Source organism: Staphylococcus sp. GDX7P312P (assembly GCF_008385775.1).
In the GTDB taxonomy this organism is placed as follows: Bacteria; Bacillota; Bacilli; order Staphylococcales; family Staphylococcaceae; genus Staphylococcus; species Staphylococcus haemolyticus.
The window spans coordinates 19163-44027 of sequence record NZ_VUKI01000035.1; the positions used below are offsets into that span (position 1 = coordinate 19163).

The 24865-nt window shown below is 33.0% G+C and carries 29 protein-coding genes; 16 read left to right on the forward strand and 13 right to left on the reverse strand.

Annotation, left to right across the window (positions count from 1 at the left end):
• Positions 1 to 151: 151 nt before the first annotated feature.
• The 4 genes from F1592_RS09990 to F1592_RS10005 all read right to left on the reverse strand — a co-directional run bounded on the left by F1592_RS09990 (position 152) and on the right by F1592_RS10005 (position 4833).
• Positions 152 to 868, reverse strand: a complete 717-nt coding sequence (locus F1592_RS09990; protein WP_149809562.1) for an aggregation-promoting factor C-terminal-like domain-containing protein — start codon at positions 866 to 868, stop codon at positions 152 to 154.
• A 452-nt stretch (positions 869 to 1320) separates the two neighbouring features.
• Positions 1321 to 2745, reverse strand: a complete 1425-nt coding sequence (locus F1592_RS09995) for a phosphate--AMP phosphotransferase (protein WP_149809563.1) — start codon at positions 2743 to 2745, stop codon at positions 1321 to 1323.
• Positions 2746 to 2900: 155 nt separating this feature from the next.
• Positions 2901 to 3959: a PTS sugar transporter subunit IIC gene (locus F1592_RS10000; protein ID WP_016931231.1), complete on the reverse strand. Its 1059-nt coding sequence runs from the start codon at positions 3957 to 3959 to the stop codon at positions 2901 to 2903.
• A gap of 310 nt (positions 3960 to 4269) precedes the next feature.
• Positions 4270 to 4833 carry a M23 family metallopeptidase gene (locus F1592_RS10005; RefSeq protein ID WP_053016381.1) on the reverse strand — a complete coding sequence of 188 codons (564 nt, stop codon included), beginning with the start codon at positions 4831 to 4833 and terminating at the stop codon, positions 4270 to 4272.
• A gap of 341 nt (positions 4834 to 5174) precedes the next feature.
• Here F1592_RS10005 and F1592_RS10010 point away from each other — a divergent pair, with 341 nt between their 5' ends.
• The 6 genes from F1592_RS10010 to F1592_RS10035 all read left to right on the forward strand — a co-directional run bounded on the left by F1592_RS10010 (position 5175) and on the right by F1592_RS10035 (position 9558).
• Positions 5175 to 5741: a TetR/AcrR family transcriptional regulator gene (locus F1592_RS10010; protein WP_053016380.1), complete on the forward strand. Its 567-nt coding sequence runs from the start codon at positions 5175 to 5177 to the stop codon at positions 5739 to 5741.
• Between the two features lie 207 nt (positions 5742 to 5948).
• On the forward strand, positions 5949 to 6893 hold the full coding sequence (locus tag F1592_RS10015) for an LLM class oxidoreductase (protein ID WP_053016379.1): 945 nt from the start codon (positions 5949 to 5951) through the stop codon (positions 6891 to 6893).
• A gap of 12 nt (positions 6894 to 6905) precedes the next feature.
• Positions 6906 to 7142: a DUF896 domain-containing protein gene (locus F1592_RS10020; protein WP_011274805.1), complete on the forward strand. Its 237-nt coding sequence runs from the start codon at positions 6906 to 6908 to the stop codon at positions 7140 to 7142.
• 392 nt (positions 7143 to 7534) lie between these two features.
• On the forward strand, positions 7535 to 8302 hold the full coding sequence (locus F1592_RS10025) for a class I SAM-dependent methyltransferase (RefSeq protein ID WP_053016378.1): 768 nt from the start codon (positions 7535 to 7537) through the stop codon (positions 8300 to 8302).
• Positions 8271 to 8696 carry an NUDIX hydrolase gene (locus F1592_RS10030; RefSeq protein ID WP_053016377.1) on the forward strand — a complete coding sequence of 142 codons (426 nt, stop codon included), beginning with the start codon at positions 8271 to 8273 and terminating at the stop codon, positions 8694 to 8696. The genes F1592_RS10025 and F1592_RS10030 overlap by 32 nt, the downstream gene beginning before the upstream one ends.
• Positions 8689 to 9558 carry a DMT family transporter gene (locus F1592_RS10035; RefSeq protein WP_149809564.1) on the forward strand — a complete coding sequence of 290 codons (870 nt, stop codon included), beginning with the start codon at positions 8689 to 8691 and terminating at the stop codon, positions 9556 to 9558. The genes F1592_RS10030 and F1592_RS10035 overlap by 8 nt, the downstream gene beginning before the upstream one ends.
• 91 nt (positions 9559 to 9649) lie before the next feature.
• Here F1592_RS10035 and F1592_RS10040 read toward each other — a convergent pair whose 3' ends face one another.
• The 3 genes from F1592_RS10040 to F1592_RS10050 are packed head-to-tail and all read right to left on the reverse strand — an operon-like array spanning position 9650 to position 11183.
• Complete coding sequence (locus F1592_RS10040; protein ID WP_053016375.1) at positions 9650 to 10027, reverse strand: VOC family protein; 378 nt, start codon at positions 10025 to 10027, stop codon at positions 9650 to 9652.
• 25 nt (positions 10028 to 10052) lie between these two features.
• Positions 10053 to 10871 carry an NmrA/HSCARG family protein gene (locus F1592_RS10045; protein ID WP_053016374.1) on the reverse strand — a complete coding sequence of 273 codons (819 nt, stop codon included), beginning with the start codon at positions 10869 to 10871 and terminating at the stop codon, positions 10053 to 10055.
• A 12-nt stretch (positions 10872 to 10883) separates the two neighbouring features.
• Positions 10884 to 11183: a DUF2316 family protein gene (locus F1592_RS10050; protein WP_149809565.1), complete on the reverse strand. Its 300-nt coding sequence runs from the start codon at positions 11181 to 11183 to the stop codon at positions 10884 to 10886.
• Between the two features lie 123 nt (positions 11184 to 11306).
• On the opposite strand from F1592_RS10050, the gene F1592_RS10055 reads away from it, so the two are divergent.
• The 7 genes from F1592_RS10055 (at position 11307) to F1592_RS10085 (ending at position 16298) form a co-directional block, all read left to right on the forward strand.
• Entirely contained in the window at positions 11307 to 11864 is a 558-nt protein-coding gene (locus tag F1592_RS10055; RefSeq protein ID WP_053016372.1) for a TetR/AcrR family transcriptional regulator, read from the forward strand.
• Positions 11864 to 12568 (forward strand): SDR family NAD(P)-dependent oxidoreductase, encoded by a 705-nt coding sequence (locus F1592_RS10060; protein ID WP_053016371.1) that lies wholly within the window; start codon positions 11864 to 11866, stop codon positions 12566 to 12568. Before F1592_RS10055 ends, F1592_RS10060 begins: the two co-directional genes overlap by 1 nt.
• Positions 12569 to 12605: 37 nt before the next feature.
• Positions 12606 to 13610 carry an amidohydrolase family protein gene (locus F1592_RS10065; protein WP_107609937.1) on the forward strand — a complete coding sequence of 335 codons (1005 nt, stop codon included), beginning with the start codon at positions 12606 to 12608 and terminating at the stop codon, positions 13608 to 13610.
• A gap of 73 nt (positions 13611 to 13683) precedes the next feature.
• A complete protein-coding gene (locus tag F1592_RS10070) occupies positions 13684 to 14520 on the forward strand; it encodes an alpha/beta fold hydrolase (protein WP_149809566.1) in 837 nt (278 codons plus the stop codon).
• 25 nt (positions 14521 to 14545) lie between these two features.
• Positions 14546 to 14761, forward strand: coding sequence for a nuclear transport factor 2 family protein (locus F1592_RS10075; protein WP_053016368.1), 216 nt, complete (start codon positions 14546 to 14548; stop codon positions 14759 to 14761).
• 224 nt (positions 14762 to 14985) lie between these two features.
• Entirely contained in the window at positions 14986 to 15345 is a 360-nt protein-coding gene (locus F1592_RS10080; RefSeq protein WP_223197237.1) for a hypothetical protein, read from the forward strand.
• 5 nt (positions 15346 to 15350) lie between these two features.
• Positions 15351 to 16298 (forward strand): amidohydrolase family protein, encoded by a 948-nt coding sequence (locus tag F1592_RS10085; protein ID WP_149809567.1) that lies wholly within the window; start codon positions 15351 to 15353, stop codon positions 16296 to 16298.
• A gap of 52 nt (positions 16299 to 16350) precedes the next feature.
• Here the strand turns inward: F1592_RS10085 and F1592_RS10090 are convergent, their stop codons facing one another.
• Positions 16351 to 17205, reverse strand: a complete 855-nt coding sequence (locus tag F1592_RS10090; protein WP_053016366.1) for a fructosamine kinase family protein — start codon at positions 17203 to 17205, stop codon at positions 16351 to 16353.
• 230 nt (positions 17206 to 17435) lie between these two features.
• On the opposite strand from F1592_RS10090, the gene F1592_RS10095 reads away from it, so the two are divergent.
• Positions 17436 to 18503, forward strand: a complete 1068-nt coding sequence (locus tag F1592_RS10095) for a quinone-dependent dihydroorotate dehydrogenase (RefSeq protein WP_053016365.1) — start codon at positions 17436 to 17438, stop codon at positions 18501 to 18503.
• A gap of 72 nt (positions 18504 to 18575) precedes the next feature.
• A complete protein-coding gene (locus F1592_RS10100; protein WP_053016364.1) occupies positions 18576 to 18869 on the forward strand; it encodes a hypothetical protein in 294 nt (97 codons plus the stop codon).
• 52 nt (positions 18870 to 18921) lie between these two features.
• Here F1592_RS10100 and F1592_RS10105 read toward each other — a convergent pair whose 3' ends face one another.
• From F1592_RS10105 to F1592_RS10120, 4 genes are all read right to left on the reverse strand, one after another.
• Positions 18922 to 19638, reverse strand: a complete 717-nt coding sequence (locus F1592_RS10105) for an epoxyqueuosine reductase QueH (protein WP_053016363.1) — start codon at positions 19636 to 19638, stop codon at positions 18922 to 18924.
• A 62-nt stretch (positions 19639 to 19700) separates the two neighbouring features.
• Positions 19701 to 20204 (reverse strand): hypothetical protein, encoded by a 504-nt coding sequence (locus F1592_RS10110; RefSeq protein WP_053016362.1) that lies wholly within the window; start codon positions 20202 to 20204, stop codon positions 19701 to 19703.
• 3 nt (positions 20205 to 20207) lie between these two features.
• A complete protein-coding gene (locus F1592_RS10115; RefSeq protein ID WP_053016361.1) occupies positions 20208 to 20720 on the reverse strand; it encodes a DUF3278 domain-containing protein in 513 nt (170 codons plus the stop codon).
• Positions 20721 to 21294: 574 nt separating this feature from the next.
• Positions 21295 to 21888 carry a TetR/AcrR family transcriptional regulator gene (locus F1592_RS10120; protein ID WP_149809568.1) on the reverse strand — a complete coding sequence of 198 codons (594 nt, stop codon included), beginning with the start codon at positions 21886 to 21888 and terminating at the stop codon, positions 21295 to 21297.
• 157 nt (positions 21889 to 22045) lie between these two features.
• Here F1592_RS10120 and F1592_RS10125 point away from each other — a divergent pair, with 157 nt between their 5' ends.
• Entirely contained in the window at positions 22046 to 23734 is a 1689-nt protein-coding gene (locus tag F1592_RS10125; protein WP_149809569.1) for a CocE/NonD family hydrolase, read from the forward strand.
• A gap of 134 nt (positions 23735 to 23868) precedes the next feature.
• On the opposite strand, the gene F1592_RS10130 is transcribed toward F1592_RS10125, so the two are convergent.
• Entirely contained in the window at positions 23869 to 24756 is an 888-nt protein-coding gene (locus F1592_RS10130; RefSeq protein WP_053016358.1) for a zinc ribbon domain-containing protein, read from the reverse strand.
• Positions 24757 to 24865 lie beyond the last annotated feature (109 nt).

Consider the following 24865-nt stretch of genomic DNA (forward strand, 5'->3'; position numbering starts at 1 on the left):
CGATTTGTATATTGTCTTAGTATCTTCCCTATAATCGCGGTCGGTAAACGTTATGCTACAGTGTCTATTAAAACACAAAAAAAGAGGCCGACCTTAAAGTCGACCTCTTTTCTCGATAACTCGATGTACTATCCAGTTACCTTAGTAAATCCTACCACCAACCGTGGCTAGCACGGAATGCAATTGCTGCATCTAATGAACCGTAACGGCTATTAGCGTAGTTAATCATACCTTTAGTTTGTGAAGCTACTGAACCAGTACCCCATGATTCCATAGTTTGACCTAAACCTCTGTAACCAGCTGGGTTAACTGCGTTAGGATTACCACCTGATTCAGGCATTACGATTGCGTTCCAAGCAGCTTCAGTACCACCATTAGCTAAGAATTGAGCTTTAACTGATCCACCAGTTGAAACTGATGAAGATGATGAAGTTGAAGCTGAGTATGAAGTTGTTTTTGGTGCAGATACTGCTTCAACGTTAGTGTTGCTTGATTGTTGGTTTGAGCTTACTGATTGAGTTGAAGCTTCGTTGCTGTATGAAGCTGAGTAGTCAGTTGATTGAGCAGCTGGAGCAGCTTGTGTAGTTGCTACTGTGTCAGCACCACCAACGTAAGTGTAATCCCAAGACCAAGATTGACCGTCTGAAGTGAAGTTGTATTTGAAACCATCTTTAACGAATGTGATGTTGTATGCACCAGCTTGTACTGGGTGAGCATTTAATTCAGATGGGTTGTTTTGAGCTAAGTTAGCTAATTGTGCATAGTTTGTAGTTGATTCAGATGCATGTGCACTGTTATCTGTAGTTAATGCATAACCTGTTACTCCTAAAGCTACTGCTAATGACGACGCGATTACTGTTTTTTTCATAATAAAAAATTCCTCCAAAAAAATTTAGTTTATATTTTCGTTTTGTTAAATTCTTAAGTTATTGTGTTTTGCTCTGTGTTTAACTTTTGACAATAAGTACTATATCATAAAAAAACGCCAATAGTATTACGCTTATCTTACAAAAAATTACAATGAACGACTTGTTTTGTAACATTGAAATATTTATATTTCATTCTGTAATATTATTTTTTGAACAAATCGTTTAAAATTTCATCATGAAATAAGGTTTTACAATACTCTTTTAAGAAATTTACAACAATTTTACATATTCTGTAATATTACAAATTGCCATTTTGTTACAATGCCGTAATATTTCTAACAACTTAGAATATATTCAATTTATTTATATAACATATAAAAACCAAGAAACGATTCTATATTCAACCGTTTCTTGGTTTATTAATCAACTTATTACATTATAATCTTATAAATTAATAATCCTTGACGCCCCATAACACTTTTTCACATTTACGAATAATATACTTCATTATTTCTATTCTTGATGTTTTCTTATGATCTGCAGGTACGACTAGCCATGGTGCATGTGTTGTATTTGTTTTTTTAACCATGTCGTGGCTGGCTTCAACGTATAAATCCCACTTGTCACGATTACGCCAATCTTCATCAGTGATTTTCCATTGTTTATCAACATTATTTTGACGATCTTTAAAACGTTTAAGCTGTTCCTCTTTATCTAATGTCAGGAAGAACTTTAGGATAATCGCACCTTCATCGGTCCACATCTTTTCAAATGCGTTGATCTCATCATAGGCACGTTGCCATTCATTCGTTGTTGCAAATCCTTCAATTCGCTCAACTAATACACGACCATACCAACTTCTATCAAATAATTCGATATGACCGCTTCTTGGCATATCCTTTGCAAAGCGCCATAAATAATGATGTTTCAATTCAACATCTGTAGGTGCGCTGATGCCATTAACTTCATAACCAGTAGGATCAAGCTTTTCTCTAATACGCTTAATATTACCGCCTTTTCCTGCTGCATCCATTCCTTCAAATACAAGAATTAACGGAATTTTTCTATCATATAATGCAAATTGTATTTCGCGCATACGTTTCTGCAGTTCAGTAATTAATGTTTTATATTTTTCTTTAGAAACTTTTTCTACATCTTTATCAAACAATTCAGTAGAAAAGTGCTCTGAGAATTCACCATCATAGGTTTTATCCTTCGCATGATGTTTTGCTATGGCTTGTTCTAAACGTTCAATTATGTGTTCATACATCTTTTCAATCGCCATTTGGCGTTCTGTATAGTCAATAATCTTCCATTGTTTATCCTGTTTAATAAATTGATGCATATCTTCTAAATACGTTTCTGTTGATAGTACACTTCCATACTCTTGAACTTTCCAACGCATCAGTGGATTTTCTTTTGTTTGTTTAATATGTTCTTGTCTTTTATCTTCATTGATTTCAATAAAGAATTTGATGATTTCATAATCATCTTCGATTAACATATCTTCAAAAGATGCAATTTGTTCTGTTAATACATCATAATTTTTATATCTATCGTGTTTAATTTCGTTTTCTCGATAATCTAAATAATGAGAGTACCAGCTTCTAAAATAGACATTGATATCACCTTTTTTAGGTAATGTATTCCAATATTTTTGTAAAAATTGATAACGCAAATCATCCTTTTGTGGTGATTGTGTCGCAATAAAATGTGTATATTTGGCATCAAAATTGAGTAATAATTCATTTGAAAGTCGTGTTTTTCCAGAAGCAGGGACACCTTCAAATAAAATCATAATTGGAATACCTAATTCGTGTGTCTGTCTTGTAAGCTCAGCTGTCTTTAGTGCTAATTTTTCGATTTTATTAGCCATTAACCATTCACCCTTTATGTAACTTATTATTTCATTTTTATTGTAACACTATTTATTTCATATTTTATCTTAATCTCTATATGTATTCTCATTTTCAAAAAAGAATTGATAAAATGCGATAATCAACACTTTATCAATTCCTATTTAACAAATGGTTAACCCATAAATTTATATATGTCGTTTGTATAAAGACGTAATACTTTTCGGAAAATAATATCTAAAATAAATGCAGTTACTAATGGTACAACAAAGAATCCCAAAATAATGAGTAAGATACTTAATATTGCAGAATCTACGTGTAAGAATTTAAAAGCACTAATTGGTCCAATCATCCCAATGAAACCAAATCCTGCAGACTCTTTAGTCCCCGCAATACCAATCAAGCTACCTGCAATTCCTGAAATACCAGCAGTTATAAGAATTGGTAACATTATAATTGGATATTTCACCATGTTAGGCATCATCATTTTCACACCGCCGAAGAATATAGAAATTGGTACTGCAACTCGGTTCACTTTGCTTGTCCCAATAAGTAATACTGCTTCAGTAGCTGAAATACCAATAGATGCTGAACCTGCTGCAAGACCTGTAATCCCTATAGCAATGGCTATCGCAACTGTTGATAATGGTGAAATAATAATAAAACTAAAGACCATAGAAATGAGCATACACATCAATACAGGTTGTAGTTCTGTGAAGCTATTAACCATATTACCAATGCCAGTTGTAATCATATGTACGTATGGCAATATAAGTACACCAATTGTAGCGGACAAACCACCTACGATAGTTGGATACACAATCAGTGCCATGCTACCGACACGTTTTTCAATTAATAAAATAAATAGTACAGCAATCGTTGCAGTAATCATCGTATTAATTAAGTCACCAATGCCTGCAATTACCCAGGCACCGTTCTTAAATTGTGCTGCCCCGCTTCCTACATAAGATGCACAAGCAACAACTGCAATCGCTAATGGCGTCATATCAAATTTCAAAGCAATGAGCGCTCCGATTAATGCGGGTACTGTAAATTGCATTGCTTGTACGACATGTAACAAAGTTCCAAAGAATGGATGGTGATGCATGAATGCTTTAAAGATTTCTCCCAAAATGGCATTTGGTACTAAACCAACAACGATACCGATAGCTACGCCCGATAGCACTCTAAATGTAAAATCTTTAACGCCTATTTCTCTAAGTGTTGATGTCATATAAAAAACCTCCTATTGTTTAATCTGCACACTTAATATGTTGATCAGCCTACTTACTGATGATTGATGTCACATGTAATCAACTACTCACGTCAATCATTTGAATAAGTAATGATAGATTTTACTATATCATAAATTCTAAATTTTCAGAATATTATTTTTATTTTTTCTCAAAAAAGTAACATTTAACGATAATGATTGGATTCCAAAATTTACTTCTTGCTTAATAGGTATGAATTTTTTGATATTAAAAAATCTGAAACATGACTCAGGCTTCAGATTTTTAATACTATCTATTTTGTTTTTCATATCAGATATTAAATAAACTCTTTTCTTTTTTTGGTAGTTGATCAATAAATGATTGAGGATCTTCTGCATAATCATTGCCTATGCCATCCTTCATTCTTTGAAAATGTAAATGCGAGCCAGTTGTCTGTTCACCTGTATTACCAGATAAAGCAATCACATCACCAGCTTTAACTTGTTGACCTTGAGTTACCTTGAAATCATTTAAATGCATATACCATTGATGATATTGGCCATTATCTTCAGAGATTTGTATCACTTTACCACCTAAATCATCTTCAAATAACCTTGTGACAACACCATCTGTCGCTGCTAACACTTCAGTATCTTCAGGTAAGTCATAATCATTCCCATAATGTTTGTCATTACCTTCAAACTCTAAACCATGATTATATGTGCCATAACCATGCGTCAAACGTCCATCACTATTCCAGTCACCATATTGATTATCATCATTTAAAGACATTTGAGATGGTTGCATATCAATTTCACGAATTAAATATGTTACGGATACACCGATACCTACACATATCAGTATAGTCATAACTATTTTGATAAATTGTTTCAAACATCGCTCTCCTTTTTATTTCATTATTATTCTGTATATTATCAAACATCACGACAAGAAAGTGTATACTTTGCTTACATTCAGACTAATTGACTAGATAATGAACAAAATTGACTATTATACTAGATAATGAACAAAATTAACTATTATAATAGTAGAAACTCGTCTCATAATTAATTTTAACCATAATGAAATTAAAAATTTTATTAGGAAATTGAAGTTTGACTACTCTACAGTTTAGGTTGATAGTTACATATCATTGTAAGCGTGAACTTTGACAACCTTCTCTTTTCGACAGATAATTTAATGTAAGCTATAGGTCAACAAGGGAGGTGCCTATATTGACTACGACTAAAGTGGATCCTCGTATTATCAGAACAAAGAAACTGCTGGTCGAAGCGTTTCAAGAGGTTTCCCGAGAGAAAAAGATGTCACAAATCACTGTTAAAGATATTACTGAACGTGCCACGGTCAACCGTGCTACTTTCTACGCACATTTTACAGATAAATATGATATTCTCGATTACACTTTATCCGAAACAATTTTGAAAGATTTAAATAATACATTATCCGTATCAGATATTATTAATGAAACTGTCATTACCAATCTGTTTGTATCTATTGCTAATTATATGGTTGAAGTACAAGATTCATGCAAGATGAATAGTGAAACGTTCTGTAACCAAGCCCATCAACGCATCAATAATGAATTAGAGGATATTTTTACCATTATGCTTCGTAATAGCTATCCTGAACAGAATATTGACGTACTTGTTAACAGTGCGAGTTTTCTAGCTTCAGGATTATGTGGTCTCGCTAGACATTGGCTCGATACCAGTTCGCTTACAGCAGAAGCCTTTATAGATAAAAATTTACCTTTCTTAATTCATCATATAACACACTTATAATTCAACTTCTGAGGCATTGCCTTAGAGGTTTTTTTATGGAAAAAACTAATCTAATCAACAAATACTGAGCATTGTTGTCTAAGCAACAAATTTCATAAGCATGTATGTTGCATGTTAATCAAATAGGGCGTATATTACATTTATACAACAAGTGTTAGTTAAGTAATACATGTTGTTTTAATATTAATTGCGTTAGGAGGGGAAGACATGTCAGATATCGATGAACATAAGGGATTTAAACGAACGTTCAAAAATAATAAATTGACGCTAGGTTTATCCATACCATTTGATAATAAACAACAAAATAATATAGATTTTGATGAACAAGTGAGATACGCTCAAAAGGCAGAGTCCTTGGGGTTTGCAAGTTTATCTGTGAGAGATAATCCACTGTACAGTCCTCATTTAGGCAAGGTTACAACGAATTATGATCCGTTCGTCTATTTAACCTATCTGAGTGCCTTTACCTCAAAGATTGCACTGGGTACTGGTAGTACCGTAGCAACCTTACGACATCCCATTCATCTAGCTAAATCAGCTGCCTCACTTGATCTCATTTCCAATCAACGTTTATTACTCGGTATGGCTACCGGCGATCGTTCTTTCGAATTCCCTGCATTTAAAGTAGATGAAAGTGAATTAACAGAACGTTATCAAACAACCATTCAATCATTAAGAGCACTTTGGCAATCACATTCTCCCAACATTTCAAATTCAATTTTTGAATTATATGAGGATTCAGGGTTACAAGCATTGCCAAAACATCATACAATTCCAATGTTTGGTACCGGATATTCAAAACAGTCAATGGCTTGGCTTCAAGAAAATATGGATGGTTGGTTATTTTACGCCCAACCTTTTCAAGATCAAAAGAAATTAGTTGAAGCTTGGCACAGTGGTACTGACCGCTTCAAACCATTTATGAATATTTTAATGATTGATTTATCCCGAAATCCAAATGAAACCGTTAAACCGATCAAAGGTGGTTTCCGTACTGGACGTAAAAATTTATTACAAATATTAAAAGCTTATGAATCAATTAATACAAATCATATTATCTTAAGATTTACAAATGATGATCGTGATATCGAAGAACTCATAGAAGAAGTTGGAACGTATATTGTACCCCACTTCCCAGCACATACAAATTAGGAGGAATAAATAATGAGAGAATTACTAGATAGAATTAATCAATTAGCAAATAAAGAAAAAGTTGAAAGTTTGAGCGTTGAAGAAAAACAAGAACAACATCAATTAAGACAAGAATATTTAGGTATGATAAGAGGTCAAGTACTTCATACTTTCTCTACTATGAAAGTTTTAGACCCACTTGGACAAGACGTTACACCAGATAAAGTGTATGACTTAAGAGAAGAATACGGCAATATTCAAGAAAATTAAAAGCATATTATTAAGACTTAGGCTGCCCTTAAAGTTCCAACTTTGAGGGCAGCTTTTTTATGTCCATATTTTTGAGTAAAATTCTGAGTTGAATCACAGCTCAATTTGTTGAAACCCTTTCCTAGGGAAACTATAAAGTAGTTCTTTGATTTTAATAATTAAAATTACTTAATGAAGTGATTGCTCACTTATGTTCGTTTATGCGACTGATTCTCTATGCCACTCAACAAATATATTTCATAGTCTATCGTAGAATAGTTCAAGCTACAAATGTTTATTTATAAGATATATTCAGGTATAGAATCAAAAATCATAACTTATCACGATAATAATTATGATATTATATAAAATAAATATATAATAATATATAAAACAACTAAGAAGGTGCATCTATGAATAAAGTATCAAGTAAACATCATTGGGAAAATGTATGGAAGTTTTCTAACAAAAAAGAATCATATAATTTCCCACCATCAAGAATTGAAAGAGCAAAAGATAAATTAAAAACATTTATTTATAATGAATATTATTTTAGTCCAGGCGATAAAGTATTAGAAGCTGGATGCGGAGATGGGGCCATCCTATTCAAACTTATTGAGAAATATAAAATTGAAGGACATGGTATTGATATTTCTGAAAATGCAAAAAGTATTGCAACTGAGTATATGATTAAAACTGGAATCAAATTTAAGTATGTTATTGGAGATGTTCAAAATTTACCTTACCCTCAAAATACATTTGATACAGTTATTTCATTAGGTGTTATAGAACATTTTCTAAACCCTGATAAAGTCATGAATGAAATGTATAGAGTATTGAAAACTAATGGACACCTTATATTAATGACACCAAATAAATATTCGTTTGGTATTTTAGATAAGAAAATAAAAATTTTATTAAAAGTTTGGAAATTTGGTTATCAAACGGAATATAGCGTAAATGATTTAGAAAAGATAGCTAATAAATATGGTTTTAAAGTAGTCTCACGAAATACTGAACTACGAAAGACTTTTAAGAACGACTCAATCAGTTTTAAACTGATTTCATCAATTGATCAAATATTAAATGTTTTTAATAAAAATTTTGGATTCTACAGTTATATATACCTCATAAAGGAGGTAGATAAAAATGATTATAAATCATATCAAACTTCAATTTAATGAGACAGTTACAAAATATGATTCTGTTTTAATTGTTTTAACCTATCAAGGACATCTTGTTTTTGTTAAAAATAAAAAAAGAGCATGGGAATTAACAGGAGGTAAGGTAAACCATAATGAAACGATGAATGAGACAGCTATCAGAGAAGCTTATGAAGAGTCTGGCGCTGTCATCACTGAAAATGATATAGACTATTTAGGTTACTATATACTACCAAATGGCCATACCACTACAATTACAAAAGCTGAAGTAAGCTATTTTAAAGATATACCGAAATATTCAGAAACTACTGAAAGAATACTTACGAAAGAACCATTAGACAAAAATTTATTATCATTTCAAGATGGGTTATATGAAGAAATTTTTAAATATTTAGGGGCATACCATGAATAAGGTTAAAAAAGGGTATTTATTTAATATTATTTCCGTAGCAATCATGTCTTTAACCCCAATATTAAACAAACTTTCACTCACTGATTTATCACCTATTCAAGCAAGTTTTTTTAATGCTTTGTTTTCAACTTTAATATTATTAATCACTGTATTATTCGATAAAAGTAAAATAAAAATCTATCATAACAAATCTATATGGCTCTTAGGTATTACTAATACAATAGGTATTTTACTCCAATATGTAAGTTTAAGTTTGTTAGATCCAGTTAGTGTTGGATTATTAGGAAGATTTTATATTATATTTGCGTTGTTTCTTTCAGTTCTCTTTCTAAATGAAACGTTGCGCAAACACGATACCCTTCCTATAATTTTTGCTATTATAGGTTCATTCTTGATTACTCATTTTTCAGGTGATTTTAACAGTATATTAGGTGTGATTGCCGCCCTATCTTATACATTCTTTTTTGCGCTAACGAATATGTTAGCTAAAAAGACCGTTAAAGACATTGATTCTAAAACCATCTTACTATACAATCAGGCGACTTCTACTTTGTTGCTAGGTATCATATTAATTGTGACTAATCATTTACATACCATACATATAGGCATAGGTTTGTTCTCTATTTTACTCTCTGCTTTGTGCAGTGGTGTAATAGGACTTTTATTATTTTATGAAGGCTTGAAATACATTTCGTTTCGTGAAGCGAATATTATAAGAACCCTCAATCCTATATTTGTGTTTATATTTTCTTTCCCGTTTTTCCCTTTACCATTAACACCTAAATTCATAACCGGTGCGATTTTAATCATTATTTCTATCATTTATATGAATCTATATAAAGATAAAAAAACGTCTTCATGATCACTTTTTCATTAAAAATGCGCCCCAACATTAGATCTCATTCTAGCTTTGGGGCGTATATTAATTAGCGTATTTTATAAAATTAATTGAACTAACAAACTAAGAAATTATATTTATGTCCATCTGGGTCTGCAAAAGTTGCACCGTAATATCCTTGATAAGTCCCAGGCTCATCAATCACTTTACCGCCTAGCACTTCCACTTTATGCATTAACTCATCCACTTCATCAGTCGTTTTTACACCTAAAGATATGATGACTTCATTAGGTTGTTTTGAAACTGATTCATGCGTCACTTTTTCAAAATGGTTATTTTCAATTAAAATCATAATCGTTTGTCCGATTTTAATACCAACCATTTTGTCTAGCATATCTGGATTTTTATTAATCTCAAATCCTAAATTTTTGTAAAATTGCTCGCTACGTTCTAAATCTTCGACATGTAAATTAAACCACATTGACTGAGTCATAGTCTTCCCCCTCATTTTAAAAAAATTAAAAGTTCACTTCATTAATCCATTGTTCTAACGTTAAACGACCGGGATTGATCTCATCCATTTGATTAAAATCGATCACATACCCTTTTTCTTCTAGCCAACCACGTTCAGCCGTGCCACTTGAAAATGACCCTTTAATTTCTGTAGGTTTACCTGTCACCGTAGCAAATGTTTTTACAACTTCTTTTAATTTAAGTTCATCAGAAGCGATTTCAATCGCTTGGTGGTTATATTTGTCAGTATTCGTAAACACATTGGCAGCAATTTTAGCGATATCGATTGAAGAAATCATCGCAAATTTAACATCTCTATCGATAAATTCAGGAATTACAATTTCGCCATTCTCTACTTTAGTAATTCTTAAGAAGTTATCCATGAAAAATGACGGTTTAATAATTGTGTAGTTTAACGCGCTTGCTTTAAGCTCATTCTCAATCTCAGCAAGTGCTTCAAAGTGAGGGCCTGTACGATCACGATTGACGCCACCTGCAGTGCTGTAAACAATATATTCAATACCTTGTTGTTCCGCCGTTTGTATAATCATCTTACCTTGACGTAATTCCTCTTCTACATTGTCTACAATAATAGGTTGAACACTATAAACACCATATTGACCTTCCATAGCCTTTGTTAAGCTGTCTTGATGACTTAAATCGCCTTCAAATATCTCTAAATGGTCATTATCGATTGAAGTCAACGTTTCATTATGTTGATTACGTGTAAAAGCACGAACATGCCAACCATCTTCTAATAATTGTTTTACCACAGCATTACCTTGTTTTCCTGTAGCACCAATAACTAATATACTTTTACTCATTATTTATCTCTCCTATTGTAAAAACCAATAATCTTCTTTTTCACCTTTTAAATACGTATAATCTTCAGGTTGAGCACCGTTTTGTCTAATGTTGTCATTGATTAAATCACGAACATCCCACACTAAGTGTATAAATGTTTGCAATTTATTGCCAAAGAAACCATTTGGGGCATCCATGTCTAATACCCTTTCCACTTCTTCAATAGAAATATTCATTTCTTGAGCAATATTTTCAATACTTAATGTTGATTCACGGAAATGTGCTTTCAACTCTTCACTCGTCACGTGTCTTTGATGTTTATTTAATGACATATTTACCCCTCTTTTCAAAAAATAAATTAATTAACCCTTTATATTTGTATTCATCATTAACAAGATTTATAATAAACGGACAGTTATCCGTTAGTCAACGAAATCTATTTAAGAGGTGATATGATGCGTAAGGATGCATTAAAGAATCGACAACGTATTGAAGACAAAGCACTAGAATTATTTAATTCCGAAGGCGTTGAAAATGTAAGTATGAATAGAATTTCTAAGGAATTGAATATTGGTATGGGGACACTCTATCGTCACTTCAAAGATAAAAGTGACCTATGCTATCGCATTATCGAACATGACTTCGATGACATTATGACGCAAATGCTAGAAATCAAATCACACTATGCGTCTAAAACTGATATCATGGCCCATTCGCTGGATATATTTTTAAAATTTAAAACGGATAATAGTGGTTTATTACATTGTATTGAAGGTAAAGATAATGCCCAGTTGTTCCGTGAAAGTGACTTCTTCAAACATTTGAATCAATATTACTTTGATTTATTTAATGATTATACAGACGAATCTTGGGCAATATTTAAAACAGATATGCTATTAAAATCTTTAACAACTGAGACCTTTGAATTTCAAAAAAACGAACGACAACTTTCTAATGAAACATTTAGAAATAATTTAATCAAACTATATTTACCTAAAGAGGTGACGCAATAATGGAAAGAATCACGTTAATCACTGGCGGCAACAAAGGGTTAGGCTTTGAAACTGCGAAAGCACTAAAGGAACAAGGACATAAAGTATATATTGGCTCTCGTGATGAAGCACGCGGTCAAAAAGCTGCTGAAGCACTTGGCGTAGATTATGTGCAACTAGATGTTACCGATGACGCTTCAGTTCAAAATGCTTATAAAACCATTGAAAATAAAGAAGGCCGTTTAGACGTATTAGTCAATAATGCAGGCATCTCAGGTGGTTTCGCTAAACCTGCAGATTTAACTGTTGAAGACGTGGAGAACGTGTATAACACAAACGTCTTTAGTATCGTACGTATGATGAACACCTTCATTCCACTTCTTGAACAATCTGACCAACCTGTTGTAGTCAATGTAAGCAGTGGTTTAGGTTCATTTGGCATGGTAACGAATCCCGATACACAAGAATCAAAAGTGAATTCTTTAGCTTATTGTTCATCAAAATCTGCCGTAACGATGTTGACCGTACAATATGCGAAGGGATTACCGCATATGCAAATTAATGCCGCTGATCCTGGTTCAACTAATACAGACTTAGTTGGTGACTTTAGTAATAACTCTAAGCCAGCATCAGAAGGCATCATCCCTATTGTTCAACTTGCAACTATTGATAAAGATGGCCCTACAGGTACTTTTATTGATGGTAACGGCACTATGCCTTGGTAATTTTGAATAATTATTTAAATTTTAGGAGGCTTTTCTAATGAAAAGTATTAACTTTGAAGAACATTATGTTGTAGAGGATATTCAAAAGGAAACAATGAAATATATGTCTGCTGACCCTAAAGGTGTACCAATGAAAACAATGCTTGAAGGTCTTGAACAAAAATCTGGTTTCACAGATGCTGATGAAATCTCACATCATGATAAACGTATCCATTTTATGGATAAACATGATGTTGAAATGCAAGTATTATCCTATGGTAATGGCGCACCATCAAACTTAGAAGGACAACGCGCAATTGATTTATGTAAAAAAGCGAATGATACATTAGCAGAATATATTGAAAAATATCCAGATCGATTTGTTGGGTTTGCGACGTTACCAATTAATGAACCAGAGGCAACAGTTGAAGAATTTAAACGTTGTATCAATGACTTAGGGTTCAAAGGTGCCTTAATTATGGGACACCCTAAAAACGGTTTCCTTGATCAAGATGCATACGAACCATTATTCGCCGCCGCGGAAGCATTAAACGCGCCGATCTATTTACATCCATCTCCAGTACAAAGTGACGTGTATCAAGCGTACTACAAAGGGAACTATCCAGATGTAACAGCAGCTACATTCGCTTGTTTCGGTTATGGTTGGCATGTTGATGTAGGTATTCATGCAATTCATTTAGTACTTTCAGGTATATTTGATCGTCATCCAAACTTAAATATTATTATTGGACACTGGGGCGAATTTGTACCATTCTTCTTAGAACGAATGGATTCCATTTTATTTGCAGATCACCTACAACATCCAATTAGTCATTATTTCAAAAATAATTTCTACATTACACCAAGTGGCATGTTAACAAAACCACAATTTGATCTAGTTAAAGCAGAAGTCGGTGTTGATAGAATCTTATATTCAGCTGACTATCCATATGTAGAACCTGACCAACTTGGAACTTTCTTAAGCGATCTAGGTTTAACAGAAGAAGAACAAGAGAAAATTAGTTATACCAATGGTGCTAAATTATTGGGTTTAGATAAATAATCATATAACTACAATCAAATAATAAATCATACAAATTCAATCGCAAAATCAAACTTTATCGGAGGTTTTATAAATGGAAACATTAGAATTACAAGGCGCTAAATTACGTTATCACAAAGTGGGTAATGGTCCTGTTATCATCTTCATTCCTGGTGCAAATGGAACTGGAGATATCTTCATGCCACTTGCACAACAATTAAAAGATAAATTCACTGTTGTCGCTGTAGATCGACGTGGATATGGACAAAGTGAATTAACTGAACCACTACCTGAGGAAGCAATCAATCCAAATAGTCGTTACCGAGTTAAACGTGATGCGCAAGATATCGCTAAATTGGCAAAATCATTAAGTGATGAGCCAGTATATGTATTAGGTTCAAGCTCCGGTTCAATCGTAGCAATGCATGTTTTAAAAGAACATCCTGAAGTTGTTAAAAAAATCGCATTCCATGAACCACCTATTAATACATTCTTGCCAGATGCAAAATATTGGCAAGATAAAAACGCCGAAATCATTGATATTGCAATAAATGAAGGTATGCCTCAAGCTATGAAATTATTTGGTGAAACATTACAAACAAGTAAATTAGACCAAGAATACATGTCAAAACCAGCAGAAGCTGAAAGTGATGCTGATAGCCAAAAACGTTTCGACGAGATGTTAGGCTGGTTTAAATATGAAATTCGTCAATACACAGAGTCTGATATTTCAATAGACGATTTCAATAAACATAAAGACATTATTACTTTATTAAATGGTTTAGCTTCAAAAGGTTCATTCCCGCAAGAAGTCAACTTCTTCATTTCTGAAGAAACTGGCATCAAAATTATCGACATTCCAGGTGGTCACTTAGGATACGTTCAAGACTCTGAAGGTTTCGCTAAAGTATTACTTGAAATGTGGGCTTAATTGGAATTAAAGGAGTGTCATTATAGTGCTTTTCACTAGAAATAAACCATATACAAATGAAACGTTACTAGCTAAAGAAGATATTCTTGAGCTCATTCAATTTGAACGTTTCTGTCGTGATAATGCCCTTTGGGAGAGTATGGAAACATGTTTCGCAGATGATTCTTATATCAATATTTCTTGGTTCAAAGGAAATGGTAGTGAATTTGTCGCTTCATCCAGGATCCTAGGACATAAATAGTGTAATATTATTATTTTGCAAATTCGCAGTTGCTGACTGAACTGAGAAGACGCTTAAATCAAGCTTCTCTCAGTTCTAGTCATCCTTGCGGGCGGGGCCCCAACAAAGAGAATTTCACTAAGAAATTCTACAAGCAAAGCAAGTTGGGAGAGGGAAGACGAATTTAAAAGAATTCTGTCCCACTCCCTCAAATTTGAATTAATGACACGCGTGCTGTAGCGATTATGCAAGCGACCATTCAAACACGCCTTCCAATTCAAAATGTTGAAATGGAATTACAATCAGATGCTAAATTGGTATATTGTCTCGAACAAAATCAACAAGGCGTTTGGTATATTACTCGTCTTGAATGTATATATGAGAAAGATAGCTTAACACCAGTTAAACCAACAACGATTAATCTACCAAAGGATGACTTTACAGATTATCGTCCAAGCTATGCTTGCTTATCTTATGCATTAAATGCCATTGGTTATGATGTAAACAGTGAGTTACAAGGTATCGATAGACCAAATGAAGTCAATGCGTATTATGATGAAATCGATGATTGGCTAACTTTTAAAAATGAAAAGAAAGAAGCGTAAAAAATATGAAAAAAATTGATTTACATGCTCATTATATTTCACCTGGATTCTCGAAATTTCTAGATGATTATTTCGATGGCAAGGGAGACGGTGTAGCAACACCGAACTTCTCTCCTGAAGGTTATTTAGATTTAATGACACGTATGGATATTGAATATGGTGTATTGTCTATTTCAAGTCCCCATATTAGCGCTGCACCAGATGATGAAATGGTTAATTTGGCTAAAGAAGTCAATGCGTATGCATCTGAATTTACACACAAATATCCAGAGCAATTAGGTTTCTTTGCGACGTTACCACTGCCATTAGTGGATGAAAGCATTGAGACGATTGATACTGCATTAGATAAGCAAGGTGCTTTAGGTTTCACTTTACCTACGAATGCCCGTGGTATTTATGTTGGTGATGACCGCCTAAATAAAGTCTTAACTAAATTAGATGAGCGTCATGCCGTTGTTGCACTTCATCCGAATGAACCTAAGCCTAATATCGAAGCAATGAGCGACGTTGTTCCTGTACCGTTAATGGAATTCATCTTTGATACAACACGTACGGTCATTTATATGAGTCAAAACAATGTGTTTAGCAAGTATCCAAATATTAAGTGGATTATTCCACATTGTGGTGCGTTACTTCCTGTTATTGCTCAACGTGTTGCAATGGGTAATAAGATGTTTGGAAGTGAACGTCAACCTGATGATTTAGAACAAGTTATGAAAGAGTTATACTTTGATTTAGCTGGAAAAGTCCTACCTTATCAGCTTCCAAATATTGCTCAATGTGTAGACATGGATAAAATTGTATATGGTTCAGATGCACCTTATACAACCGATCAAGTTGTTACGATGTTAGCTGATGAACTTGAAAAAACTGATTTAGTATCACATCATGAACTTGAGAAAATGTTATATGATAATGGTAAGCAGTTATTAAAAACAATTAAAAAAGATTAATAAGCATGAGCGGCACAGGTATCACTGTACCTGTACCGCCCATGCTTATTTTTTACGCCAATATTTCATCCATTGATCGATTTACGCTACTAGCGTACATTCCACCAAATTTTAGTAAATGGACCATAAATAAATATAGTCTATAAAACTCTAAACGCTTACGAGCACCTTTTCCTGAAGGATAGTGCTTCTCATATTCGTCATAAAATTCTCGGGTAAATCCACCAAATACAGTAGTGATTCCTAAATCAAACTCCCTATCGCCATAAAACGGTGCAGGATCGAATAAAGCGGGGCTACCATCTGTTAAGAACATATAATTGCCACCCCATAAGTCTCCATGCAACAATGACGGTTTACTATTGTGATTTTCTAGTTCATTTACCATCACTGTACGGACTTGTTCATAGACTTTATTATCTTCGTCATTCCATAATCCTTTCCGCATGAGTTCATCTCTCAAATGATCCATGCGACGTTCGACAAAGATTTCAATCCACGAATCAGACCAAGTATTATCAAATGAAATATCTCCACCTTCATGAGGTAAATCAAACCCAAATTTGCCGTCAGATTGTTGCTGGCTATGCATTTTGGCTACTAATTGACCTAGTTCTCGTTGACTACCGGTCGTTCCCTCATCTAAGTAACTCAATATTAAGAAAGCATCACCATTAATTTCACCGCTATCAATCACATGTGGTGCTGTAACTCCTGCTTCTTCAAAAGCGTTAAGTCCAGCAATTTCAGCAGCATAGAATGATTTATCACGATTGCGTTGAACTAACAAGAAATACACGTCATCTTCTGTAGTTACTTTGAATGCTTCGTTCACATCTCCACCACTCACCGGCTTAATGTCTCGTATATGATTTAATGGTAATTGTTCTTGCCAATCTTTTTTCATGATGTTTCCTCCTTCGAATACATCTTCTCACTTTATTATTATATTTCCTGAAAAAGGACTATTTAATCGTTAGCATATATATCCACATTTAAGTTGAGGCAAATTTTTAAACAGTTTCTAAATTAACTATGCAATTATTGTTGAACATGCTAGTCTTAGAGAGGAATGTTTTTTCAATGATATTAAATGAGGATAGTAAGCCTCAAATACAATGAAACAGGAGCATTAAAATGTATAAATTAATTAAACCACTATTATTTAAATTCGACCCTGAAAAAGCGCATGGCATGACCATTGATGCTTTAAAACTTGCCCAAAAACGCCCCTTTTTACTACCTATTATGCACAAAATCTTTAACTATGAAGATCCTTCTTTAGCACAAACAATTAAAGGTATCACATTTAACAATCCAGTTGGTTTAGCTGCTGGCTTTGACAAATCTTGCGAAGTACCTAAAGCACTTGAAAATGTTGGCTTCGGTGCACTTGAATTAGGTGGCATTACACCTAAACCTCAAGATGGTAATCCAAAACCTCGTATGTATCGTCTAGTTGAAGATAATGCATTAATCAATCGTATGGGCTTTAATAATATTGGTATGAACAGAGCATTATGGAATTTACGTCGCCATTCATACAATATCCCTGTTGGCTTAAATGTTGGTGTAAATAAAACGACACCTTATAATGAGCGTTATCAAGATTACATTAAAGTAATTGATACGTTTAAAGCTGATGTCTCATTTTTTACAGTTAACATAAGTTCACCAAATACTGAGAATTTACAAAGTTTCCATGATAAAGATGAATTTTCAATGTTATGCAAAGCTTTGAAAGACTTTAAAGCCAATACAGAAGTAAATGTCCCTATTTTCTTAAAATTAACTTCTGATTTAGAACTAGATGGTTTTAAAAATATTCTACCAGCAATTACTGAAACATTTGATGGTATGATTCTAGCGAATACAACTCGTAAGCGTGATGGTCTCACTTCTTCTAATAAAGTAGAAGATGGCGGATTAAGTGGACAACCCCTTTTCAAAAGAAATTTAGAGTTAGTGAAATGGGCATATCAACAAACAAATGGCGAATTCTTAATTATCGGCACAGGCGGTATATTTAGTGCTAAAGATGCCATTCAAATGATGCGAAATGGTGCATCTCTTGTTCAAATCTATTCTTCATTAGTTATTGAAGGTCCTGGTTTGACTAAGAAGATAAATAAAGACATCGCTGCTTACTTAAAGCAACATAATTATAATAATGTGAGTGATATTATTGGATTAGACGCCAAATAATATAGCTTTACTTAATTATAAAAAGTACTATACTTAAGCCAAAGATAACAAGTTTACCGGAGGGGTATACGTATGACTGCAGAAGATAAAAATAAAAAACAAAATGCAGACCAACCGTCTAAAAGTAAAAAACAGCCATCAAATCAAAATGATAAAGTGACAAAAGATGACGATAATAGCATTGGTTACAACGGTGAAAAGAAAACTGCACTTGATCTTGAAATCGAACGTGAATTACTTGAAATGATGGAAAATGAAGATCCAGAACCTGAGAAGCAGAAAAAAGGTTTAAAAATTGCAGGTATCCTATCTGCATTTGTGATTGCCATTCTAGCCATTATACGTTTTATTAATCGAACAATATAAAATACGACTCCTAATTTGAAAAGATTAAACTTCAAATTAGGAGTCATTTTCTTTAAATTTGCTGTAAAAAGTCTTTAGCTTCTTGATTGATTTGTTTAAAATCAATGCCTTGAGCCATCGCTGCGAAGACACATCCACAATAGCATTGTCGAAATATATGATAGTCATTACACATCTCTATTGAACGTTCATAGCCCTTATTTTTCTTGAAGTCACTCGGCAAGTAGCTCACGTCATATAAATGTTGTACTTCCATACCCAGTTCATTTATAAGTTGCGCATTCTTTTTAGGTGATAGTGTGAGTGCACTTCCAAAGTAGTCATACCCGTATTTCACAGCAGCTTCAGCAACTAGCTCCAAACGCATTTCGAAACATGCTGTACAACGCAACCCTCCTTCTGGTTCTTCAGTGAGGCCACGTGATTTTGCCATTTTCATAAATTCATGCGGTTTATATTCCGCTTCAATATATTTAACATTCTTTCCAGTTTTCTCATTAAAATCATTAACAAATTGTTCCTGAACTTTTGCACGTCTTAAATATTCATTTTTAGGATGTATATTGGGATTCGCAAAATAAATTGCCACGTCAGCATACTCCGTTAAATATTCTAACGTATAAGTGCTACATGGCGCACAACAACTATGTAGTAAGATTTTAGGTCTTAAACCTTCCCTTTCCCATTGATTAATTAATTTTTTCAATACCCTATCGTAGTTAATTTTTTGATTCTTCATTTTAGCAATAATTGGATCAGCTTTTAACATAAAAATGACTCCTTAAGCATTATATAAATTTATTATATAATAATTAAGGAGTTGAATAATAGTTAATATTCTTTTTTGAGCATAATCATATAGTAAATAAACATGATACCGCCGAATAGCACACCAGAAAATGCACATTTGATTAATTGTTCTTTGAAGTCAAATCCGTCATTAAAAATATAAGGGAAGATAACCCCCGTAATAATAAACATCACCGTTGCAAAATAAACGACGAAAAACGAGCATTTTATTGCAAGCTTTTTCACCCATTGTTTGTATTCTTCAGCTGAATGAGCTTTTAACTCATCTAAACGGTTTCTTCTATTAATCCAAAGAGATACAAACGTTAAAATAACACTCAACGCTAATAAGCATATTGTTCCAAAATTCACTGTTTCTCTCTTCATATCAATAACCAAACTTATTGTACCTAAGATAACTATTGAAATATATGTCAGTAAAAACATAATCGCTAACTTATGTTCAAGCACACCTTGCTCACGCTCATCACGACCTGTGGGATTTTGAGTGAACCAATTAAATAATATTTGACTAAATTTATCCATTTCTTAATCCCCCTCACCATATTCTTTAACAATTTTACCTTTACCAACGAAATAACTTACTACGCCGAAAATTAAAGCAGAAATAAAATTAAGTGTTATGAAAAATCCTAATTCAATCTTTTGATCTGAAAAATATAGTCGCGTTAAATTAAGTAGGCTCATGATTACACCGAACATAATGCCACCGAAAATACTGCCTAACTTATGCTTCTTTAATAGTCTTTGATATGCTTCTTTAGAATAAACTCGATTTTCATCTAAATTATTTTTTCGGATGCCCCTCGATAAGAAAATACTAGCAATAAAGAATAAAACAAATATACCTATGGTCGGTACATTAACACGTTGAACAACATAATCATTAATTAAACTTATAAAAGCTAGGATTAGTAAGCCTAAATAAGTGATAATAAATGTTGTAGTGACGTGTCCGTATAATTCTTCTTTTTCACGTTCATCAAGTTCAGTCGTTGTACCGATGATTCGATTAATCATCTTATCTCTAAAATTAGTCATCCTCAACCACCTCAAGATTATTGATAACCCTTTATGTAAAATATAAACGACATTAAGATGAATGTCAAATATAGCCGACACACACATTGATTAATTTGCTTAACATCAAGTGTTATGCTAAAATATCTTTAAAAAAACACCTAGCACGTTTGTGACTTGGTACTAGGTGTAAAAATAAAGGACATATTACTGACTTATAGGTAAGCCAATATGTATCTCCAATTTCTATTATTGGGCTAACGTTTTCTTAATTGCGAGTTAAGAAAACGTTATTTTTTATACTTTATTTCAAATATTAAAATAATTATATAACCCAAGATACATAGAATGTCATTTAATGGGAGATGAACCGTTATATCTATTGTCATCATGCTCTCCCCCTCTCTCCCAATTGGATTTATAGAGTTAGAGATACATAACAACGTAATAGGTTCCCTCATTTTTATGCGTTTCATTATACATCGTATGCTATTATATAAAACTCAATAATATATGCTTAATTCAACAATTTATAATAATCTTTTTAAAATTAAAAAGCTCCTAATCACTAATATCAGTAATTAGAAGCCATGCATTATTTATTAATCTCTCTTTGTATAATTGTAGCTGGTCCATTATTAACATTATCATAGAAGTATTGAATTAAATCTTCTTTAGGGATGCGGTTACCATCCTCAACCCAATGTCTTAAGAACGATAATCCTGCACCTGAAACATAGCTCATAAAATATGAGAAAGGTATACCACTAATATCACCATCTAAATTAGTAAAACTATTTAAATAGTTTGTTAGCAAGCCATATAATTTTTCATGCAATCCAGATTCCGTGCCTATTTTGAACATTAATTGATAAAACGTTATATTTTCTTCAATATGTACAATAAGAAATTCCATTATGTGTCTTAAGTCTTCTGTTGAGAACTTTCCACCACTACTCTTTTTACTCTCTTTAATAAAATTACGCACAATATCTACATGTTCATCTTCCATCTTATCTAGCAAGTCATATTTATCTAAATAATGCGTATAAAACGTACCACGATTAATATCAGCTAAATCAGAAATTTGTTGTACAGTAACATCATTGAAATCATACTTATGTAATAAATCTATGAATGCTATTTTAATCGCTTGTTGAGATTTTCTAATTCTACGATCTTGAGTCATTTGATAGACCTCACTTTAAATGTTTGTTTTTGTACAATTATATCGGCTTTGTTGGTTTTCGTACAATTGCATGCATATTGATTGTTGTAACGTTCAACGTCACGGTTTAACATAACCTTGTATTCGAAATGAGCTTTTTAAAGTGAGGATGAAACATATGATTAACAATAATTTAGGCAATCCACAATTAGAAGTAACACATGTTGAAGATGTAAAAGATGGCATCAATCAAGTTGTTGTAGATAGTATTCAATATGGAAATCAAGAAATGATTATGGAAAAAAATGTTCCAGTAACTATGAAAGATGGCGAAATATTATACGTCAACATCTTCCGTCCAAAGAAAGATGGCCAATTCCCAGTTGTCATGTCAGCTGATACTTATGGTAAAGACAATAAACCAAAAATTAAAAATATGGGTGCCGCTTGGCCTACATTAGGTGCTATACCTACTTCAAGTTTTACACCTGAAGAATCTCCAGACCCTGGCTATTGGGTGCCAAATGATTACGTTGTAGTTAAAGTTGCACTCAGAGGTAGTGCAGGTTCAAATGGCGTATTATCACCTTGGTCTAAACGTGAAGCTGAAGACTATTATGAAGTTATAGAATGGGCCGCACAACAAGAGTGGAGCAATGGTAACATTGGTACAAACGGCGTGTCTTATTTAGCAGTAACACAATGGTGGGTAGCATCATTGAATCCCCCACATTTAAAAGCGATGATTCCTTGGGAAGGACTAAATGATATGTATCGTGAAGTCGCATTTCATGGCGGTATTCCAGATACTGGTTTCTTCCGATTCTGGATACAAGGTATCTTTGCTAGATGGACAGACAATCCAAATATCGAAGGCCTAATTCAAGCACAACAAGATCATCCATTATTTGATGATTTCTGGAAACAACGTCAGGCACCATTATCTAATATCACTACACCATTGTTAACTTGTGCTAGTTGGTCTACACAAGGTTTACACAATAGAGGTAGCTTTGAAGGCTTTAAACAAGCAAGTTCTAAAGACAAATGGTTATATATTCATGGCCGTAAAGAATGGGAAAGTTATTACGCAAGAGAAAATCTTGAAAGACAAAGAGAATTCTTTGATTATTACTTAAAAGAAGAAGACAATGATTGGTTAGAAACACCTCGTGTAATTTACGAAGTACGTGATCAATTCTATCGTGGTGAATTCAAAAATGCTGATCAATTCCCACTTCCAAACACAAATTATAAAGCACTATATTTAAATAATTCAGATATGTCATTAAGTAAAACACAAGTATCAAATGACTTAGTCGCTGCATACGATTCTGAAAGTGATGACGATGAATTACGTTATGTTTATACTTTCGAACAAGATACAGAATTGACTGGTAATATGAAATTAAAACTGTGGGTAGCTGCAGAAAATGCTGAAGATTTAGATATCTTTGCAGGCATTAAAAAGTTAGACCGTCGCGGTAATGAGGTGCATTTCCCTGATTTCAATCATATTGAAAAAGATCAAGTCGCAACAGGTTGGTTACGCATTTCTCATCGCGAACTAGATGAAACGAAATCAACAATTGCACAACCATGGCATACACATAAACATGAACAAAAAGTTAGTCCAAATGAAATCGTGCCAGTCGAAATAGAATTATTACCATCTGGTACATTATTTAAAAAAGGTGAGTCATTAGCAGTTGTTGTTAAAGGTAACGAAATTATCAAAGGTAATAGTACTCCTTTACCTAATATGAAAACACGTTATGAACACGAAGATACAGTAAACAGAGGCAATCACCTTGTTTATACTGGTGGCGATTATGATTCACACTTAATTATTCCAGTAATTGAATAATTATTTAAAGTTAAACAAACATTAAATATTTTCCTTTTCTCAATACCTAAAAGCCAGTAGATGAATTATAAAATTCACTTACTGGCTTTTAAATTTATATATCATCAATCATTAATAATTATCTCAAGCTATTATTAGAGCCAACGCCAAAATAATTGATGTAAAATACCTAAATCATCATATCGATGAACGATAGTTGAACCAAATAAATGTAAGGCAAATCCAATAATAACAAAGAAAATCATAACACTATAGAAACTCGCAAAACGTAACGTATGATTTACACTATATTTTGAAATTAAATAAACTGATGATGTTAAAAGTAAAATCACTGAAAAGGCAATCAATATACCACTGAAAATATACATTTCAAGGAAAAACACAATAAATCCTAAAAATAGTATACTTACTGATAATGTATTAACTAATATATAATCAGATAAAATCTTTTTAAAGGAAATGCTTTCTACTATCATTAAGCGAATAACGGCGAATGTTACGATAAATAAAAACGCAAGCGCTAGCATAGTAGTTAATACAAATTTCAAGATAATTGTTGCAGTATCAACAAAATAACCATCAAATAAACTTGCTGAAAGTAGGTGTAATAACATTCCTAATATAAGTAAACCAATAATAACTAATGATGATAGCAAAGTAATACTAAATGACTTATTCCCTTTCATCACTACATCATGAGAAGTAAAAGCTTGCTTAAAAAATTGCTTACTTTCATTAAAGGTCGATTTCACCTTAATCGTGAATGGACCTTCAGCATAACGGTGTTCATAAGACATATATCTATGTGCAAATTCACCACGATCGTACTCACTTTGATTCTGTTCTCCATTAATTTGTTCTTGCTTAACAGCTGTAGAATGACTTGTAGATTGAATCTCCGAATTGAATGATTCTGTTGTCGATTGCGTTGATTGAGATAATGAACCATTTAATTTATTACCACAACTACCGCAATATTGATCTCCTTGTTGATATGTCTGACCACAATTTGGACATTGCATTAGGGCTACCTCCATAAATATAAAATTCTAAGTTATTATACCATTATTTTATATTGCGTCATATATTATATTTTATAAATTAAAAAAGAAGGGAGTGGGACAGAATTCT

Coding starts and splice junctions, on each gene's coding strand:
- F1592_RS09990 (WP_149809562.1), bottom strand. CDS start 868: ATGAAAAAAACAGTAATCGCGTCGTCATTAGCAGTAGCTTTAGGAGTA.
- F1592_RS09995 (WP_149809563.1), bottom strand. CDS start 2,745: ATGGCTAATAAAATCGAAAAATTAGCACTAAAGACAGCTGAGCTTACA.
- F1592_RS10000 (WP_016931231.1), bottom strand. CDS start 3,959: ATGACATCAACACTTAGAGAAATAGGCGTTAAAGATTTTACATTTAGA.
- F1592_RS10015 (WP_053016379.1), top strand. CDS start 5,949: ATGTCAGATATCGATGAACATAAGGGATTTAAACGAACGTTCAAAAAT.
- F1592_RS10020 (WP_011274805.1), top strand. CDS start 6,906: ATGAGAGAATTACTAGATAGAATTAATCAATTAGCAAATAAAGAAAAA.
- F1592_RS10025 (WP_053016378.1), top strand. CDS start 7,535: ATGAATAAAGTATCAAGTAAACATCATTGGGAAAATGTATGGAAGTTT.
- F1592_RS10030 (WP_053016377.1), top strand. CDS start 8,271: ATGATTATAAATCATATCAAACTTCAATTTAATGAGACAGTTACAAAA.
- F1592_RS10035 (WP_149809564.1), top strand. CDS start 8,689: ATGAATAAGGTTAAAAAAGGGTATTTATTTAATATTATTTCCGTAGCA.
- F1592_RS10040 (WP_053016375.1), bottom strand. CDS start 10,027: ATGACTCAGTCAATGTGGTTTAATTTACATGTCGAAGATTTAGAACGT.
- F1592_RS10045 (WP_053016374.1), bottom strand. CDS start 10,871: ATGAGTAAAAGTATATTAGTTATTGGTGCTACAGGAAAACAAGGTAAT.
- F1592_RS10050 (WP_149809565.1), bottom strand. CDS start 11,183: ATGTCATTAAATAAACATCAAAGACACGTGACGAGTGAAGAGTTGAAA.
- F1592_RS10055 (WP_053016372.1), top strand. CDS start 11,307: ATGCGTAAGGATGCATTAAAGAATCGACAACGTATTGAAGACAAAGCA.
- F1592_RS10060 (WP_053016371.1), top strand. CDS start 11,864: ATGGAAAGAATCACGTTAATCACTGGCGGCAACAAAGGGTTAGGCTTT.
- F1592_RS10065 (WP_107609937.1), top strand. CDS start 12,606: ATGAAAAGTATTAACTTTGAAGAACATTATGTTGTAGAGGATATTCAA.
- F1592_RS10070 (WP_149809566.1), top strand. CDS start 13,684: ATGGAAACATTAGAATTACAAGGCGCTAAATTACGTTATCACAAAGTG.
- F1592_RS10080 (WP_223197237.1), top strand. CDS start 14,986: ATGCAAGCGACCATTCAAACACGCCTTCCAATTCAAAATGTTGAAATG.
- F1592_RS10085 (WP_149809567.1), top strand. CDS start 15,351: ATGAAAAAAATTGATTTACATGCTCATTATATTTCACCTGGATTCTCG.
- F1592_RS10090 (WP_053016366.1), bottom strand. CDS start 17,205: ATGAAAAAAGATTGGCAAGAACAATTACCATTAAATCATATACGAGAC.
- F1592_RS10095 (WP_053016365.1), top strand. CDS start 17,436: ATGTATAAATTAATTAAACCACTATTATTTAAATTCGACCCTGAAAAA.
- F1592_RS10100 (WP_053016364.1), top strand. CDS start 18,576: ATGACTGCAGAAGATAAAAATAAAAAACAAAATGCAGACCAACCGTCT.
- F1592_RS10105 (WP_053016363.1), bottom strand. CDS start 19,638: ATGTTAAAAGCTGATCCAATTATTGCTAAAATGAAGAATCAAAAAATT.
- F1592_RS10110 (WP_053016362.1), bottom strand. CDS start 20,204: ATGGATAAATTTAGTCAAATATTATTTAATTGGTTCACTCAAAATCCC.
- F1592_RS10115 (WP_053016361.1), bottom strand. CDS start 20,720: ATGACTAATTTTAGAGATAAGATGATTAATCGAATCATCGGTACAACG.
- F1592_RS10120 (WP_149809568.1), bottom strand. CDS start 21,888: ATGACTCAAGATCGTAGAATTAGAAAATCTCAACAAGCGATTAAAATA.
- F1592_RS10125 (WP_149809569.1), top strand. CDS start 22,046: ATGATTAACAATAATTTAGGCAATCCACAATTAGAAGTAACACATGTT.
- F1592_RS10130 (WP_053016358.1), bottom strand. CDS start 24,756: ATGCAATGTCCAAATTGTGGTCAGACATATCAACAAGGAGATCAATAT.